Annotated in this window: 13 protein-coding genes and 4 tRNA genes; 2 read left to right on the forward strand and 15 right to left on the reverse strand. The window is 44.9% G+C overall.

The genetic code is table 11. The features are described from left to right. Positions 1 to 5: 5 nt before the first annotated feature. The 11 genes from KO501_RS12840 to KO501_RS12890 form a co-directional block, all read right to left on the reverse strand. The gene (locus tag KO501_RS12840) at positions 6 to 308 is read right to left on the reverse strand and encodes a hypothetical protein (RefSeq protein WP_216030078.1); all 303 of its coding nucleotides are present in this window, start codon (positions 306 to 308) and stop codon (positions 6 to 8) included. 407 nt (positions 309 to 715) lie between these two features. Continuing rightward, positions 716 to 2,608 (reverse strand): peptidylprolyl isomerase, encoded by a 1,893-nt coding sequence (gene ppiD, locus KO501_RS12845; RefSeq protein WP_216030079.1) that lies wholly within the window; start codon positions 2,606 to 2,608, stop codon positions 716 to 718. Between the two features lie 242 nt (positions 2,609 to 2,850). Then, positions 2,851 to 3,123, reverse strand: a complete 273-nt coding sequence (hupB, locus tag KO501_RS12850) for a nucleoid-associated protein HU-beta (RefSeq protein ID WP_216030080.1) — start codon at positions 3,121 to 3,123, stop codon at positions 2,851 to 2,853. Between the two features lie 313 nt (positions 3,124 to 3,436). After that, a complete protein-coding gene (gene lon / locus KO501_RS12855) occupies positions 3,437 to 5,791 on the reverse strand; it encodes an endopeptidase La (RefSeq protein WP_216030081.1) in 2,355 nt (784 codons plus the stop codon). Positions 5,792 to 5,991: 200 nt separating this feature from the next. Next, on the reverse strand, positions 5,992 to 7,266 hold the full coding sequence (gene clpX, locus KO501_RS12860) for an ATP-dependent protease ATP-binding subunit ClpX (RefSeq protein ID WP_216030082.1): 1,275 nt from the start codon (positions 7,264 to 7,266) through the stop codon (positions 5,992 to 5,994). 75 nt (positions 7,267 to 7,341) lie between these two features. Beyond that, positions 7,342 to 7,968 (reverse strand): ATP-dependent Clp endopeptidase proteolytic subunit ClpP, encoded by a 627-nt coding sequence (clpP, locus tag KO501_RS12865; protein ID WP_216030083.1) that lies wholly within the window; start codon positions 7,966 to 7,968, stop codon positions 7,342 to 7,344. A 98-nt stretch (positions 7,969 to 8,066) separates the two neighbouring features. Then, the gene (gene tig / locus KO501_RS12870; protein WP_216030084.1) at positions 8,067 to 9,374 is read right to left on the reverse strand and encodes a trigger factor; all 1,308 of its coding nucleotides are present in this window, start codon (positions 9,372 to 9,374) and stop codon (positions 8,067 to 8,069) included. Between the two features lie 280 nt (positions 9,375 to 9,654). Continuing rightward, positions 9,655 to 9,731, reverse strand: a tRNA-Pro gene (locus KO501_RS12875). A gap of 102 nt (positions 9,732 to 9,833) precedes the next feature. After that, a tRNA-His gene (locus KO501_RS12880) sits at positions 9,834 to 9,909 on the reverse strand. Positions 9,910 to 9,983: 74 nt separating this feature from the next. After that, positions 9,984 to 10,060: transfer RNA gene (locus KO501_RS12885), tRNA-Arg, on the reverse strand. A 24-nt stretch (positions 10,061 to 10,084) separates the two neighbouring features. Next, positions 10,085 to 10,161 (reverse strand) — tRNA-Pro (locus KO501_RS12890). Between the two features lie 226 nt (positions 10,162 to 10,387). Between KO501_RS12890 and folD the strand changes: the two genes are divergently transcribed. Together folD and KO501_RS12900 are read left to right on the forward strand one after the other, a co-directional pair. Next, positions 10,388 to 11,242 (forward strand): bifunctional methylenetetrahydrofolate dehydrogenase/methenyltetrahydrofolate cyclohydrolase FolD, encoded by an 855-nt coding sequence (gene folD / locus KO501_RS12895; RefSeq protein WP_216030085.1) that lies wholly within the window; start codon positions 10,388 to 10,390, stop codon positions 11,240 to 11,242. After that, entirely contained in the window at positions 11,239 to 11,790 is a 552-nt protein-coding gene (locus tag KO501_RS12900; RefSeq protein ID WP_216030086.1) for a DUF1415 domain-containing protein, read from the forward strand. Before folD ends, KO501_RS12900 begins: the two co-directional genes overlap by 4 nt. 8 nt (positions 11,791 to 11,798) lie before the next feature. On the opposite strand, the gene KO501_RS12905 is transcribed toward KO501_RS12900, so the two are convergent. From KO501_RS12905 to KO501_RS12920, 4 genes are read right to left on the reverse strand one after another with little or no spacing between them, the layout of a single operon-like run. Next, a complete protein-coding gene (locus KO501_RS12905; protein WP_216030087.1) occupies positions 11,799 to 12,776 on the reverse strand; it encodes a DUF4340 domain-containing protein in 978 nt (325 codons plus the stop codon). Beyond that, positions 12,773 to 14,623 (reverse strand): Gldg family protein, encoded by a 1,851-nt coding sequence (locus tag KO501_RS12910; protein WP_216030088.1) that lies wholly within the window; start codon positions 14,621 to 14,623, stop codon positions 12,773 to 12,775. The genes KO501_RS12905 and KO501_RS12910 overlap by 4 nt, the downstream gene beginning before the upstream one ends. 2 nt (positions 14,624 to 14,625) lie before the next feature. Next, the gene (locus KO501_RS12915; RefSeq protein WP_216030089.1) at positions 14,626 to 15,360 is read right to left on the reverse strand and encodes an ABC transporter permease; all 735 of its coding nucleotides are present in this window, start codon (positions 15,358 to 15,360) and stop codon (positions 14,626 to 14,628) included. After that, positions 15,357 to 16,298, reverse strand: a complete 942-nt coding sequence (locus KO501_RS12920) for an ATP-binding cassette domain-containing protein (RefSeq protein ID WP_216030618.1) — start codon at positions 16,296 to 16,298, stop codon at positions 15,357 to 15,359. Before KO501_RS12920 ends, KO501_RS12915 begins: the two co-directional genes overlap by 4 nt. Between the last annotated feature and the right edge of the window lie 162 nt (positions 16,299 to 16,460).

Raw genomic sequence — 16,460 nt, forward strand, 5'->3', positions numbered from 1 at the left:
AAGGTTTAGCGGCGATTTGCCTGAGATGATTTAGGCTCCTGTGACCTATACGGTCCGGTAAAAGGCGTTTTGGGCGACGGTTTCACCAACGGTCTTATATCATCATAGGCTATCAATCGACTATCAATAAAAAGATGAAGTGGTTGGGTGAAGATATTATCTTGTAAAAAACGCACATAAGCCGGTTCTAATCGAGTGGGGTTGATGCTTAATACATCCATATTACGCCCTCTATCTGCGGCATTAGCCACACTCAGGCTCTGGGTTGCCATAATCATCAAACATAGCGCCCCTATCCATTGCTTCATACCTGTTCTCCCTAAGGTCTAAAAATCATCGTGACCGGAGTACAAGCAATTAACACACCAAAACAAATTTACCTTTAATAACAAGTAGTTAATATTTTAATTTAGATCCACTGGACGATGGAACATTTTTTCCGCATCATATTTGCAACACTTAAGGAAAAGATGACCCGTGATTAAATTTATTGTTCTTATACCATTGGTGCTTAGCCTAATTTGGTTTGCTTATCTAAAATTCAATAATTGGACTGTGGCTGAAGGTAAACAAGGCTTTATCTATATACTTGTAATATCCACCGCCATAGCGCTTTTTTACTCGCTAATGATGCTACTAACACACATGTAGTTAAGGCAAAAAAAAGCGCAAAAAAAAGTGCGCAATAAGCGCACTTTTTTATTACTTCTTCGTGTTAGCGGTTGGCGTTGATTTCCACATCCGCTTGACTACGCAATGCACTTACATAAGCGTCATAAAGAGACTGACTGTATGCAGCTCCGAGACGTTGTTGTATATCAGCTAAGGTAACGTCATCTGCGGCTGGCGCGGGATTAACAGCGGTTAATTCCACCAGCGCCACATCACCTGAGCCCAACAACGTAACTTCACGGGTGTTTTCTTCAGAAGAAGCCAAGGTAAATAACGTTTCCACAACATTATGGGGTAGCTCAGTATTGGCACGATTCACATTTTCCGCAGTTTGCCAGCTGATCCCTTTTGCTGCCAATGCATCCGCAATGGCCTTGCCCTCGTTTAAGGCTGTCATTTGCTCTTCTGCCCATGCCTGAGCCCCTTGTTGTGCTTTTTCCTCGCGCAACGACGCAACAATGCTATCTTTTACTTCGTCGAGTGACTGCGTACGTTGTGGCTCGTGATCGTTAACACGAACCACCATCACGTTGTTATCGTCAAGTTCAATCAAATCACTGTTAACACCGTCTTCGATAAGTTCAGGAGAAAACACATCATTAACCACTTGCGGAAAGTTAATTTCTTCAGGAACCTGACTACGAGCAAATAAACCAGTTTCTTGAATAGGCTGGTTGGCAATCGCCGCCACTTCTTCTAAAGAGTCTGGAACTTCAAATGCCACTTCAGCCATACGAGAGTGAATATCATAGAAAAGCTCGGCCGCTTTTTCGTTTAATAAATTGTCTCGAATTTCATCAGATACCTCGGCTAAGGATTTTACCTGCTCCGGTTTAATATCTGTCAGTGTGATAATGTGATAACCATATTCGGTTTCCACAACATCCGATACATCGCCAACATTTTCCAATGCAAAGACGGCATTATCGAACTCGTCATCCATTGAGCCGAGTGTAAGAAAGTCCAGGTCACCACCATTTTCTGCAGAAAAAGTATCGTCGGAATTCTCTTTCGCCAGCTCGGCAAAATCAGCACCATCGCGGATAGATTTCAGTAACGATTCGGCTTTCGCTTTTGCTGCTGTCTCATCGTCGCCACGATCAATCAATATATGAGAAACACGACGCTGTTCCTCTTCACGATATAGATCCAGATTTTCTTCGTAGTACTGGGCAATGTCTTCGTCGGTCACGTCCACGTCACCCTTGAGGTCGTCTACTGACAACGACACATAAGCAACATTCACTTTCTCTTCGGTATCAAAGGCGGTGATATGAGATTGGTAGTAACTTTCGATTTCTTCGTCTGAAACGCTCGCGCTTTGGGCGAATGAATCTGCACTCACTGTAAAGAATCGAGCATTACGGGTTTGTGCTTGCAGCGCATACAATTGCTTGGCCTCGCCAGGCAATGCAAAATCAGAGACCCCTAGTGCACGGGTAAGTTGTTCCCGCGTTAACTGGGTGCGCAAGTAATCACGAAAATCACTTGGTTGGAAACCATTTTGGCGCAACAAAGCAAGGTAGCGATCGTTGTTGAATTTGCCGCTTAATTGAAATTCAGGCATATTCACAATGGTATTACGTATTTGTTCATCACTAATACGCAAGCCGATTTCTTCTGCTTTTTGCTGTACCAATTTTTCGTTGATCAGATCATCAAGTACACTTTGGCGAAATTGCTTTAAATACCCTTCATCGGCAAACAACGCAGTAATGCTTTCACCGTATTGAGATTCCATTCGACTACGCTGGGCTTGATAAGCTCGCTCTAACTCACTTAAACTGATTTCTTCGCCATTGACACTGGCCGCCACTGTCTCGCCAGAACTATTCAGATAACTCCCGACACCGGCGAAGACAAAGCTCAGTACCACCAGACCAATGATAAGCATTGCCCATGGGCCTTGAGAACCTTCTCTAATTCTTTCTAACATGACTTAATTTCAACTCCGTTGCTAACTGCTCTTCCCGCTCGGTTTTATCTGGGGGCAGGGAAAAATAAGGCAAGATTATATCGACTCCGTTCCTTAAACGCGACTTTTCGACCGCCTTTTTCGTTAATTAGCAGAATTTAGTGGCGACGCCGGTACCTGACCTTGTACCTATCGTATTTATGGAGGGTAAAATAAAAAAGGCGATGGTCAAAACCATCGCCTTTTGTCGAATCTTGTGCTGCTTAGTTACAAGCGTCTTTCAATGCTTTACCAGCTTTGAAAGAAGGAACTTTTGCTGCTGCGATTTGAATAGTCTCACCAGTTTGAGGATTACGGCCACTACGCGCAGAGCGTTCACGAACCGCAAAAGTACCGAAACCTACTAGTGCAACTTGATCACCTTCTTTAAGCGCTTCAGTTACCGCGTCAGTAAATGCATCTAATGCACGGCCTGCAGCTGCTTTAGAAATGTCCGCACCAGCAGCGATTTGGTCGATGAGTTGAGACTTGTTCACAATTATAATCCCCTTCGATTGTTATTATACTCTTGTCCGAAAACAGTGATTGTCTTCAGAACGTTATAACAAGCTTGAATATGACACGCAAGCTATCTGTTACAATTAATTAACGTTTAATGAATCGCTGCAATCCCTTTATAGACAAGGCTTCAAGCGAGTACGTTGTAAAGGTAACACAACTTCTGAGACTTGAAAGCCCTAAATTCAAAAAAAATAGTGAAAATTAGCATTCAACGTCTACTTTTTGAGCGGTTACCAAGAAAAAAGGCTGAAACCCGCGAGTTTAGTGCGATTCAGCCTAGTTTACCCGTCACTTATTAGCGACAACCTGAAATGATTCTACCGGCTCTTGGAGCGCAATATCTAACACATCATCGATCCATTTTACTGGATGAATGGCTAAATCAGCTTTTACATTGTCCGGAATTTCCTCTAGATCACGTTCGTTCTCTTTTGGAATCACCACGGTTTTAATACCACCTCGGTGTGCTGCCAACAGCTTTTCTTTCAATCCACCGATAGCCAACACTTCACCACGAAGCGTAATTTCACCGGTCATGGCCACATCACACTTCACCGGGTTACCCGTTAAGGTGGAAACCAAGGCTGTGCACATGGCTATACCTGCACTAGGCCCATCTTTGGGCGTTGCGCCTTCAGGCACGTGAACGTGAATGTCCCGCTTCTCATAAAAGTTTTCGTTAATACGTAACTTCTCTGCTCGGCTTCGTACCACGGTCATGGCCGCTTGAATAGACTCTTGCATGACATCGCCAAGAGAGCCGGTGGAGGTCATTTTACCTTTACCGGGGACTGCGGTGGTTTCAATGGTTAGTAGGTCACCGCCCACTTGTGTCCATGCTAAGCCCGTGACCTGACCAATCTGATTATCTTTATCTGCCTTACCGTAATCGAAACGCTGAACACCTAAATAATCTTTTAGGTTTTCCTGGGTTACCACCACCTGTTCGTTACTCTTACTTAGCAGAATATCTTTCACAGCCTTACGACAGATTTTGGAAATTTCTCGCTCTAAGTTACGTACGCCCGCTTCCCGAGTGTAGTAACGAATAATACCAATAATGGCAGAGTCAGTGATATCGAGTTCTTTTGCTTTTAAGCCATTGCGTTCCATCTGTTTGGCAATCAAATGGTTTATAGCAATGTTAAGCTTTTCATCTTCGGTATACCCAGATAAGCGAATCACTTCCATTCGATCTAATAACGGACCAGGTATATTCATACTGTTAGACGTGGCAACGAACATCACATCAGATAAGTCATAGTCCACTTCAAGGTAGTGATCACTGAAACTGCTGTTTTGTTCTGGGTCGAGTACTTCAAGCAAGGCTGATGAAGGATCGCCACGCATATCTGACGACATCTTGTCGATTTCATCGAGTAAGAACAGCGGGTTTTTAACCCCAACTTTTGCCATTTTCTGAATCAGTTTACCGGGTAAGGAGCCAATATAAGTGCGGCGATGACCACGGATTTCCGCTTCATCACGGACGCCGCCTAAGGCCATACGTACGTACTTTCTACCCGTTGCTTTGGCGATGGACTGCCCCAACGACGTCTTCCCTACACCAGGAGGACCCACAAGACACAAAATTGGCCCTTTAAGCTTTTTCACCCGCTTTTGTACTGCCAGGTATTCCACTATTCGCTCTTTGACTTTCTCGAGCCCATAGTGGTCTTCATCGAGGACCTTCTCAGCTAAAGACAAATCTTTTTTCACGGCACTACGTTTTTGCCATGGCACATTGGTTAGCCACTCAATGTAGCTTCTCACCACTGTGGCTTCTGCCGACATGGGTGACATCATTTTCAATTTTTGCAGCTCAGCTCTGGCCTTTTCTTCGGCCTCTTTAGGCATTTTTGCTGTTTCGATTTTCTTGTTCAGCGCTTCAAATTCATCAGGCGCATCATCAAGTTCACCTAATTCTTTTTGAATCGCCTTCATTTGTTCGTTGAGATAATACTCCCGCTGGCTTTTTTCCATCTGTTTTTTCACGCGGGTACGAATTTTCTTCTCAACCTGAAGTAAATCAATTTCGCCTTCCATCAGTGCCATTAAGTATTCAAGGCGATCATTGATGCCTTTCATCTCTAGCACTTTTTGCTTTTCTGCCAATTTTAATGGCATGTGAGCCGCCATGGTGTCGGCTAAGCGGGCAGCGTCGTCAATGCCATTAAGCGAGGTCAGCACTTCCGGCGGGATCTTTTTATTCAGTTTTACATAGCCTTCAAACTGAGAAACGGCAGATCGAATCAAGACTTCTTGTTCGTTCTCAGCAACAGACTCATCGTTAACTCTTGATACCTCGGCAGTAAAATACGGCTCTGCCTGCTGGTAGGCATGGATTTCTCCACGAACATTTCCCTCTACCAACACTTTCACCGTGCCGTCAGGCAGTTTTAATAACTGCAGGATAGTGGCAAGGGTACCAATTTCGAAAATATCATCCGCTTCGGGCTCATCCACACTGGCGTCTTTTTGAGCAACGAGAAAAATTTGCTTGTCATTTTCCATCGCCGCTTCTAAACAGCGAATGGATTTTTCTCTGCCGACAAATAGCGGTATGACCATATGGGGATATACAACTACGTCCCGCAAGGCAAGTACGGGGATCTCTATGCGATCGTCACGCTCTACTGTCATACGTGTTCTCTGTTTAATTCAAAAGTATTTTTTATATGGGGATGTTACGGCAAAGTTCAAACAAAAAACCGCTCTCGTCCCTGTTTGTTTACCATTATCGATTTCTAAATAGGGTGCAACCTTTTTATTCAAATCGACTAAGAAAAATCAAAAATAAAAAAAAGGCCCTCACGGGCCTTCTTGAATTTGATTAGCAATGTCTATTCTGACGCTGCTTTTTTCTCTTCATTTTTGTACATCAAAATAGGTTTCGACTCACCTTTTATTACCGATTCGTCAATCACAATTTTGCTGACATTTTCCATGGATGGAAGATCATACATGGTATCAAGCAGTACCGCTTCTACGATAGAACGCAAACCCCGAGCACCGGTTTTACGCTGCATGGCCTTGCGAGCGATGGCTTGTAATGCGTCATCTCTAAATTCCAATTCAGCATCTTCCATGGCGAACAAGGCACCATATTGCTTAGTAATGGCATTTTTAGGTTCACGCAAAATCTGAATTAACGCATCTTCGCTAAGCTCTTCTAAGCTAGTGACCACCGGTAAACGACCGATAAATTCAGGAATTAACCCGTATTTTACCAAATCTTCCGGCTCAACCTTCTTGAATAAGTCGCTAACTTTCTGTTCATTCTCTTTTGACTTCACAGATGCGCCAAATCCAATACCGGTGTCTTTATTTGCACGTTGTTCAATGACTTTGTCCAACCCTGCAAACGCACCACCACAGATAAACAGAATTTTTGAGGTATCAACCTGTAAAAATTCTTGCTGAGGATGTTTTCTTCCTCCCTGAGGAGGCACCGATGCCACCGTACCTTCGATCAGTTTAAGCAGTGCTTGCTGCACCCCTTCACCGGACACATCACGGGTAATAGACGGGTTATCGGACTTACGTGAGATTTTGTCTATCTCGTCGATATACACAATACCCCGTTGTGCTTTTTCTACGTCGTAGTCACATTTTTGCAATAATTTCTGAATAATATTTTCAACGTCTTCGCCCACATACCCGGCTTCTGTAAGGGTAGTCGCATCCGCCATTGTAAAGGGTACATCCAGCAATCGGGCTAATGTTTCAGCTAGCAACGTTTTACCACTACCGGTAGGACCGATAAGCAAGATATTACTCTTACCAAGCTCCACACCTTCGTGAACATCGCCATTGCGTAAACGCTTGTAATGATTATATACAGCAACGGATAACACTTTCTTAGCGTGTTCCTGCCCGATAACATAATCATCCAAATGCCCATGGATTTCCTGGGGTTTAGGTAGCGCATCCTGTTTTTGCTTTGGTGCGATCTCTTTAATTTCTTCGCGAATAATGTCATTACATAACTCGACACACTCATCGCAAATGAAAACGGACGGACCCGCTATAAGCTTTCTGACTTCATGTTGGCTTTTGCCACAAAAGGAACAGTATAAAAGCTTGTTGTCTCCGTCACCGTTCTGTTTGTCACTCATTACTTTTTGCCTCTGCCTTTCCTGAATAAACAAAAAAACGCGTTACGACGCATATTCAGGATTACTTTAACTATACTATTTAGTGGCGGCTGCGTCAGATCGATTTGTTAAAATCTGATCAATCAGGCCATACTCCTTGGCTTCTGAGGCACTCAGGAAGTTATCTCTGTCAGTGTCCTTCGCGACAGTATCGTAATCTTGCCCTGTGTGCTGTGCCATCAAACGATTTAACTTCTCTTTGATACTCAGAATTTCTTTCGCATGAATTTCAAAATCCGAAGCCTGGCCCTGAAATCCACCTAAAGGTTGATGTATCATCACTCTTGAATTGGGTAAACAATAACGCTTGCCCTTCGTGCCACCGGACAACAAAAAAGCGCCCATACTAGCAGCCTGACCAATACATACTGTACTGATGTCAGGTTTGATGAAGTTCATCGTATCATAAATTGCCATGCCTGCCGTAACAGAACCACCCGGAGAGTTGATATACAAATAAATATCTTTCTCTGGATTTTCAGCTTCCAGGAAGAGCATCTGTGCGACGATCAAGTTCGCCATATGATCTTCTACCTGACCCACCAAGAAAATAACGTTTTCTTTCAGTAGACGGGAATAAATATCGTAGGAACGTTCACCTTTAGACGTCTGCTCGACGACCATGGGGACTAATGCATCTTGCGGTTCAAATGGGTTTATCATATCTACCTTGATTTCTTAGCGTTAAAAACAACAATGCTCGGAAGGTTCCGAGCATTTAAGCAGTTGCTGACAGGGTAAGTCAATCAGGGGGGTAAAAATTACGCCTGTTTGTTCATAACCTCGTCAAAAGCTTTGGTGACATCCTGAGTTTTGGCGTTTTCCAATACCCATTCAATCGCCTGCTCTTCCAATGCGACATTGCGCATTTGGTTCATCAGTTCTTCGTTACCTTTATAATAGTCGATAACTTCCTGAGGATCTTCATAAGCAGAGGCAGAAGTCTCAATTAATGCCATAACTTTATCGTCATCGGCTTTGAGTTCATTTTGCTTGATGATTTCACCCAGTAACAAGCCAATGCGTACACGACGCAATGCATTGTCTTTAAAAAGTTCCGCCGGTAATTCAGGCATATTTTGCGCGCCACCAGCCTGTTGGCTGAAACGTTGCTTAGCCTGTTCACGCAAAGCATTTACTTCTTGCTCGATAAGCGCTTCTGGAACGTCAAATTCGTTTTTCTCGATGAGCTTACTGATAACGTCTTCTTTTAACGTTGTTTTCAGTGTTTGGCTCAATTCACGTTCCATGTTTTTGCGTACTTCAGCTTTAAGCGCATCAACGCCGCCGTCTTCCACACCGAACAATTTCGCAAATTCTTCGTCAACGTCTGGTAATTGTTGACCTTCAACTTTCTTCACTGTCACACTAAATACAGCATCTTTACCTTTTAGCGCTTCTGCATGATAGTCTTCAGGGAAGGTCACTTCAACTGTAACATCATCACCCTTCTTAGCGCCAACCAAAGGTTCTTCGAACCCTGGGATCATACGGTCTTTACCTAATTCAAGGCTAAAGTCTTCCGCTTTGCCGCCTTCGAACTCTTCACCATCTACGGTACCGGTAAAGTCGATAACAACGCGATCATCTTTTTTCGCTTTGCGACGGACTTCTTTCCACGTTGCGTGTTGCTTTTGCAACGTTTCCATCATGTTATCGAGGTCAGCATCGGCAATTTCAACCACCGGCTTCTCAATTTCTATTTCTTCAACACCTTTTACTTCCACTTCTGGATAAACTTCAAAGGCTGCAACAAATTCTAAATCCTGGCCATCTTCATCTTTAACCAGTTCAAATTTGGGCATACCGGCAGGATTGATTTTTTCCTGTACGATTGCTTGATAGAAGTTCTGTTGCATTACGTCACCAGCAACTTCTTGGCGAACTGCCGCGCCAAAACGCTTTTTAATAACGCTTACAGGTACTTTACCCGGACGAAAACCGTTGATACGCTGCGTTTTTGCTAATTGTTGAAGACGCGATTTAACCGCTGAATCTACAGAATCTGCAGGTACGGTAATAGTAAGACGGCGTTCTAAACCCTGGGTCGTCTCGACTGAAACTTGCATTATGTTACCTCAACTGTGCGTCTTAAAATGACGCTTTGTTTGTATCCCCTTTCCCGTCCTTGCCAAATCTAGGCGATTTACGCCCGGGTTAGAGGTGATTATTCAACAGTGCTAAACCGTTGTTTAAACACATTGGTTAAAAAAAGACGCGGTAGTATACAAGTAGGTTTCAGCAGAGTCGAGAGGGAACTAAAACAAATCGAAGGAAAATTGAATAAAAATGCACTATTAACCTGTCAATAGCGGTTATTTCGTGAAAAATAAGGAATTTAGGGGGAAATGGTCGGTGAGACAGGATTTGAACCTGCGACCCCTTGGACCCAAACCAAGTGCGCTACCAAACTGCGCCACTCACCGAACAAAAAGAAATCTAAGACCACATGATATGCGTCATAGGCGGTTTATAAAACCGACTTAAGGGGAGTGCACTTTTTTCACCCTTTATACTAAGGGAGAAAGTGGGGTGGACGATGGGACTTGAACCCACGACAACCGGAATCACAATCCGGGGCTCTACCAACTGAGCTACGCCCACCACTGTAAAGTGCGTTGCAAACTTATTCTACTTCATTGCATAAGCAATGTCAGTAGTTCCTGCCAACTCGCCGATGGCGCATCCGGCAGGATTCGAACCTGCGACCCACGGCTTAGAAGGCCGTTGCTCTATCCAGCTGAGCTACGGACGCTCGACGAATCGAAGCTTGCAAAAATGGTCGGTGAGACAGGATTTGAACCTGCGACCCCTTGGACCCAAACCAAGTGCGCTACCAAACTGCGCCACTCACCGACTGTGTAGCGGTTGTGAACTTCACTACCGTTACGGGGTGCGCATAGTACCGACAAGACCCTACCTCGTCAAACACTTTTTTCAGCAAAAATGCTAACCGCTCACAATACATCCAATCTACTTCTTTTTTAGCCAATTATTCCCCTGTTCATGATGATTTTCACTTTGTCATCAACTAACAAGTTATGAAACAATATAGGCAACTGATATTTACGAGAAACCTTGAATGAGTGCCCACCTTATCGATGGCAAAGTAATTGCCAAACAAGTTCGCCAACATGTAGCTGCTTATGTAGACTCTTTAAAAGAGGCCAATAAACGTTGTCCTGGTCTTGCCGTTGTCCTTGTGGGCAGCGACGCGGCCTCGCAAGTATACGTCGCCAACAAACGTAAAGCCTGTGAAGAAGTCGGGTTTGTTTCTCGTTCGTTTGATCTGCCGGCCGATACTAGCCAAGATGAACTGCTGTCTTTAATAGATACACTGAATGAAGACGATGAAATCGATGGCATTTTGGTACAACTGCCCCTTCCTGCTGGTTTAAACGCTGAATTAATTCTCGAACGAATTTTACCGCAAAAAGACGTGGACGGATTTCATCCTTATAATATTGGCCGATTAGCACAACGTATTCCTGCGTTGCGCCCATGTACCCCAAAAGGGATCATGACCATGATAGAAGCCACTAAACGGCCGGTTAAAGGGTTAGATGCGGTGATTATCGGCGCTAGCAACATTGTTGGCCGTCCTATGTCACTTGAGTTATTGCTGGCGGGCTGCACCGTCACCACCTGTCATAAATTCACCCAAGATTTAAAAGCCCATGTGCTTCGTGCTGATCTTGTGGTGGTGGCTGTAGGTAAACCGAATTTCATTCCCGGCGACTGGATCAAACAAGGTGCTATTGTGATTGATGTGGGTATTAACCGCTTATCAGACGGCTCGTTGGTCGGTGATGTGGATTTCGAGAAAGCCAAAACCCGTGCCGGTTGGATCACACCGGTTCCCGGTGGTGTTGGCCCCATGACAGTGGCAAGTCTGATAGAAAATACCCTTGAAGCATACGTAAAATATCATTCATGAACAGCGCCATAATCAGTGCTACTCGGGCATGGTTAGAAAAAGTGGTAATAGGCTATAATTTCTGCCCTTTCGCCAAACCGGTCTTTGTGCCTGAAAAAATTGCCTATATCGTGCAACCTAGCGCTGATTTTGCTGACATGCTTGAAACCCTTTACGAGCAATGCAAACAGCTTCAGTGTGGCGAACATATCACCACCACTTTGATTATCTATCCCAATGGCGTAGAGGCATTCGATACTTATCTTGATTTACTCGGGATGGCGGAACAATTCATGGACAGAAGTGGCTTTACTGGCGAGTTTCAACTCGCCAGTTTTCACCCTGACTATGTGTTTGCAGAGCAAGATCCAGATTCAGCCGCCAACTACACGAATCGAAGCCCCTACCCCATGTTACATATTATCCGCGAAGTAGATATCGACATGGCAATGAAAGAAAAAGAAGACGCCAGCGCCATTTACCAACGTAATATCCGTAAAGCAAACACCTTGGGGGCAGCACACTTTGATGCCTTGCTCGCCGAGTTAAAACGCGACGGCAAAGCCTAGCGAGTCAATTAAGATTGCAGCAGAGTAGATAGGGACACCTCAAAGGGCTGCACTTGATATTCTGAAAGAACAAATACCCATTCCGATACCCAATGGGGCGAATCTGGGGTGTTGATCCACAATTGATAGTGTCCATTTTCATCTGGCGTGGACACGTACAACCAAACTTTGCTTTCGTCTTCTAGGGTAAACAACCATTGCTGTGCAATCGTCACCTCATTCCACTCGTGTTGAAGGAACGGCTTTACGGCTTCGTAGTCAATGTGCATTAACCCATTCACCGCTTCTGATACGGCGAGCGGATGATAAAGCGCGCCCTCATCAACGGACGGGATAGTCCATTCCCCATCCTCTTTTCTTTCAAAATCCAGAGGCGACGTACCCGTTACTTCTTTTACCACACTCAAGAGCATTTTCTCTTTAAATGGCATGACATCACGACTTAGCCAATCGCCTTGAGTGGCCGGCAACGGTATGCGTTCACTAACTAACATACTTGTCTGTTCTTCAGGCTGACGCACATAGGTACCCCGTTGCCCTTTTGCCATGCGCCCCACCAGCAAAGAAAAAACCTCCCGTGGGCCACCGATTTCTACCAATACCGATTGGGCGTCTTCGCTGCGCACACTTTCTACCCCAAGACGCGTATAGTTTTCCGCATTTGCGGTTTTCGACTCAACCACCGCGATATTGGTTAAGGCACCGGCAAATTGCGCTAATTTCCCTGTATCCGAGGGAAATGTCATGATGGTATCTAAATGGGTAGCCAACCATTGATCTTTTTCTTTCACCGCGGAAAAAAGCACGCCGTTGTGGTTTTCGATTTTTATTCTTTGAATGTCTTTGGCCGCGCGGGCAATATCCACCGCCAAAGATTGCTCAGCGGAATGCTGCTCGTCTTCTCTTTGTGTTTGTAACTCGACCCACCAGACAAAGCTTCCAGCGCCGAAGGTTAATAAAGCAAGAATAAGGATCCGCAAACTCATGACGACTCCGAGGTATAAAACTTTCTAGCCCGTCGCTTGAACACAAAGGCACAAACTAACAGCAGTAAAATAAGTAAAAGTGGGGCAACAATAATATTCGCAATTTTTAATCTGTTACCAAGCCGATCAATTTCTTGATCCAATTTATAGCGCACTTCTCGTAATGCCTGGCGGATAGCGACCCGCTTTGCGATTTGTTCATCAATGGCCATTTGTTGTTCATCAGAGAAAACAATATTGCCGCCCTGACCCGGCTGGTTTTGTAATTCGCTAAGTGCCGCTTCATTGTCTGCTAACTGTTGTTGCAACACTTCTTCTTGTTCACGGTATTTTTCTTCGGCCTGGGTTTCCAACTCTTCCACCCGGGTAAAAGGCCTAGCAAAGGTTCCTCTGGCGCGTATACCAATTAAGGCGCTGCTACCGGTCAGGTTCTCAATCACGTTAACAACAAAGTCACCATTGTTGGCAAATGGCGTAAATAGGGTTTCGCCATAAAAGGGCGATTGCTGTACCCAAAATCGATCTGACAGTAAATCAGCATCTGCAACAACAATTAGATTCAGATCTTGGGTGGCGGCCTTGTAGTCTTGGGCTAATACCGGTGACTCAGGGGCTTGAAAGTAAGATCGGGCTTTACCCGTATACCTTGCCGCCAGAATGTAATTTGTTGTATTCCCGCCAAAGCGCCGTTGCAACGATGCAGGCCTTAAGGTTTCCGCATAGTTATCGGCATTGGTCAGCCCAGCATTGGTGGAAGACTGCATCAAGGGTGTCATGGTAAGACCCGGTTTAGAAATTGGCTCTAACGCACCAAAAGACGCACCATTTAACGACTCTAAATTTGCGGTAGTCACATCGTTGCGATCAAGTTGCTGGGCGGTGAGACCTAAAATACCAAAGTGCTTAATGCGCTTGCCGTCTTCATCTCTAAAATCGAGTCCTAATTGGGCATCAAGCACCACGTTGGTTAAATCTGTCTTGATACCCCAGGCTTTTAACAACGGCAACGACGATGAGTTGGCCTGCTGGAATCGTAATGATGCCACCGCGTCGGCTTCGTAGTGGGGATCGATAAAGGCAAGAATACGCCCGTTGTGCATGGCGAACTGATCAATAGAATACAGCAAGCTGTCCGACAAACCTTGAGGATGCATCAGGATCACCACGTCGGTTCCATCTGCGATGGCCTCATCATCGGCTCGCACAATATGAATGTCATAAAGCTGGGAAAGCTGCTGATAAAACACCATGGGGCCGACGTATCGCCCTGTGACCGGATCTTGTCCACCGGCCACGGGTAAATCAGTCACAATGGACAGCGTCATGGTATCTGGCTCTGTGAGCTGATAAATCAGTTTACTGATATCGTACTCAAGAAACTGTTCATTTTTCGGATCAAAAAATGGAATAGTAAACTGATCATCAAGCAAATTGGTGCCGGCCAGACCAAAATAAATGGTCTCACCCAAATGGCCAATGGCCGCGCCGGTCAGCCCAAACTGGTTTGCTTTGTCTTCGCTGGCAGAAAAAGGGATAGGGTCAATCACCTGCAGCTTCAACTTGCCATTGGCGGCTTGAACATATTCTTCCAATAAACTTTTAACACGGCTGGCGTAGTTACGTAACGATGTCATACCCGCCGTATCTGTATCTGAATAAAAGAAATACAGCGTCACTGGTTCGTCGAGGGACTGAAGCACCTGCTGACTACCGGCAGACAAGGAAAAAATTTGGCTTTCTGTTAGATCCGCCCGATATCGCCCTAAGTAGGTGTTATTAATATAAACCAATAAAACGAAGAGTATGGCCAACAGGGTTAGGCTAATAATTGCATTGAGTTTTTTCATCTCTACGCCGCCCTATTTTCATCGACGATAATACTACATGCATACAGCCACACCGTAATAACCAGCAAAAAGTAAACAATATCATCGGCCGCAAGTACGCCACGAGACATGGTATCGAAGTGGGTAAGAAAACTTAACGATGCGACAGTATCGATGATTGTATTGCTGGCCCAACTTCTGAATATATCAAGCACCATTTCAAAGCCACTGACGACAAAAACAGCGCACATTATCACCGCAACTATAAAGGCGACGACCTGATTTCGAGTAAGGGCCGAGACGCAAATACTGATTGCCAAAAACGCCCCTCCCATTAGCCAGCTTCCAATATATGCCGCGACAATCACGCCGTTGTCAGGATTGCCTAGGTAATTTACCGTTAGCCACAATGGGGTCGTCATCATAAGCGCGAGCGCTAAGATCAGCCAACACGCCAGAAACTTCCCCACCACCGCTTCTCCCACAGAAACCGGCAACGACATAAGTAACTCGATGGTGCCAGCTTTTCGCTCTTCTGCCCAAGTTCGCATGGCGAACGCTGGCACCAGTAATAAATATAACCACGGATGAAAGCTAAAGTAGGGGAGTAAATCCGCTTGCCCGCGATGATAAAAATCACCAACAAAAAATGTCAGCACACTGCTTAACACCAAAAATATTGAAAGGTAGACATACGCCACAGGAGTAGCAAAAAAGCTACCAAATTCTCGGCGGGCTATGGCAAAACAACGTCTCATTCCGTGACCTCTCCTTGTGTACTCTCCTGGGTAGTTATTTCTCGGAACACGTCTTCTAAACGACCATCTTCAATGGTGAATTTATCCACCGGTAAACGAAAGTGACTAATATGCTCCACCACGGCAGTCATAATCAATTTCCCCGGCTCAGGGAATAACGTCACATCACCGGAATGACGGTCAACAACCATTTCATCTACCCCTTCTATTTCTGCCAAACCAGAAATATCTGCCGCATAGCTAAAATGTAACGTTACCGCTTGATGGTAGCGAGAACGCTGTTGCAACTCTGCCGGCGTACCATCAAAACGTAATTTGCCTTCTGCGATGATCATGGTGCGGTTACATACCGCAGTGACTTCCTCTAAAATATGGGTAGAGATAATCACGATTTTTTCTTTTGATAAGGCGCGGATTAACTCTCTAACTTGATGCTTTTGATTGGGATCTAGCCCATCTGTGGGCTCGTCTAAAATAAGAATATCAGGATCATGGACAAGAGCTTGGGCCAAACCGATACGATGACGAAAGCCTTTTGAGAGCTCTTCGATTCTGCGGTTTAACACATCCTGTAATGCCACTTTATCAATTACGTGCTTGAGGCGTTGTCGGCGGGTTGCCCCCTTTAGACCGCGCACAGTGGCAATAAAGTGTAAGAACTGGAAAACCGTCATATCATTGTATAGCGGTGCGCCTTCAGGTAAATAACCAATACGTTGTTGTATTTTTTTAGCCTGCGTGGACATACTAAGATCGTCGATACTCACCGAGCCCGATGACGGCGTAAGAAACCCCGTGAGCATTTTCATCGTGGTTGACTTCCCTGCTCCATTAGGGCCAAGAAAACCCACTATTTCACCGGGTTTGATGGTAAATGTTAAGTCATCTACGGCCGTCAAACCGTGGAAACGACGGCTTAGATTTTCTACAGCGATCATAGCGTTCCATTTGCTACTGGTGTTAATAATGCGATAACGGATGGCTTTATGTGGCGGCAATAAAGAAAGCACCATCCCCCCTTCAGTTAATAGTGCCACATTCAGGGACTTCAAGCACTTGTTCCCAACACAAAAGCATAAAAAAACCCTGCACAGAAGGCA

Source organism: Alteromonas sp. C1M14, assembly GCF_018860965.1.
Lineage (GTDB): Bacteria > Pseudomonadota > Gammaproteobacteria > Enterobacterales > Alteromonadaceae > Alteromonas.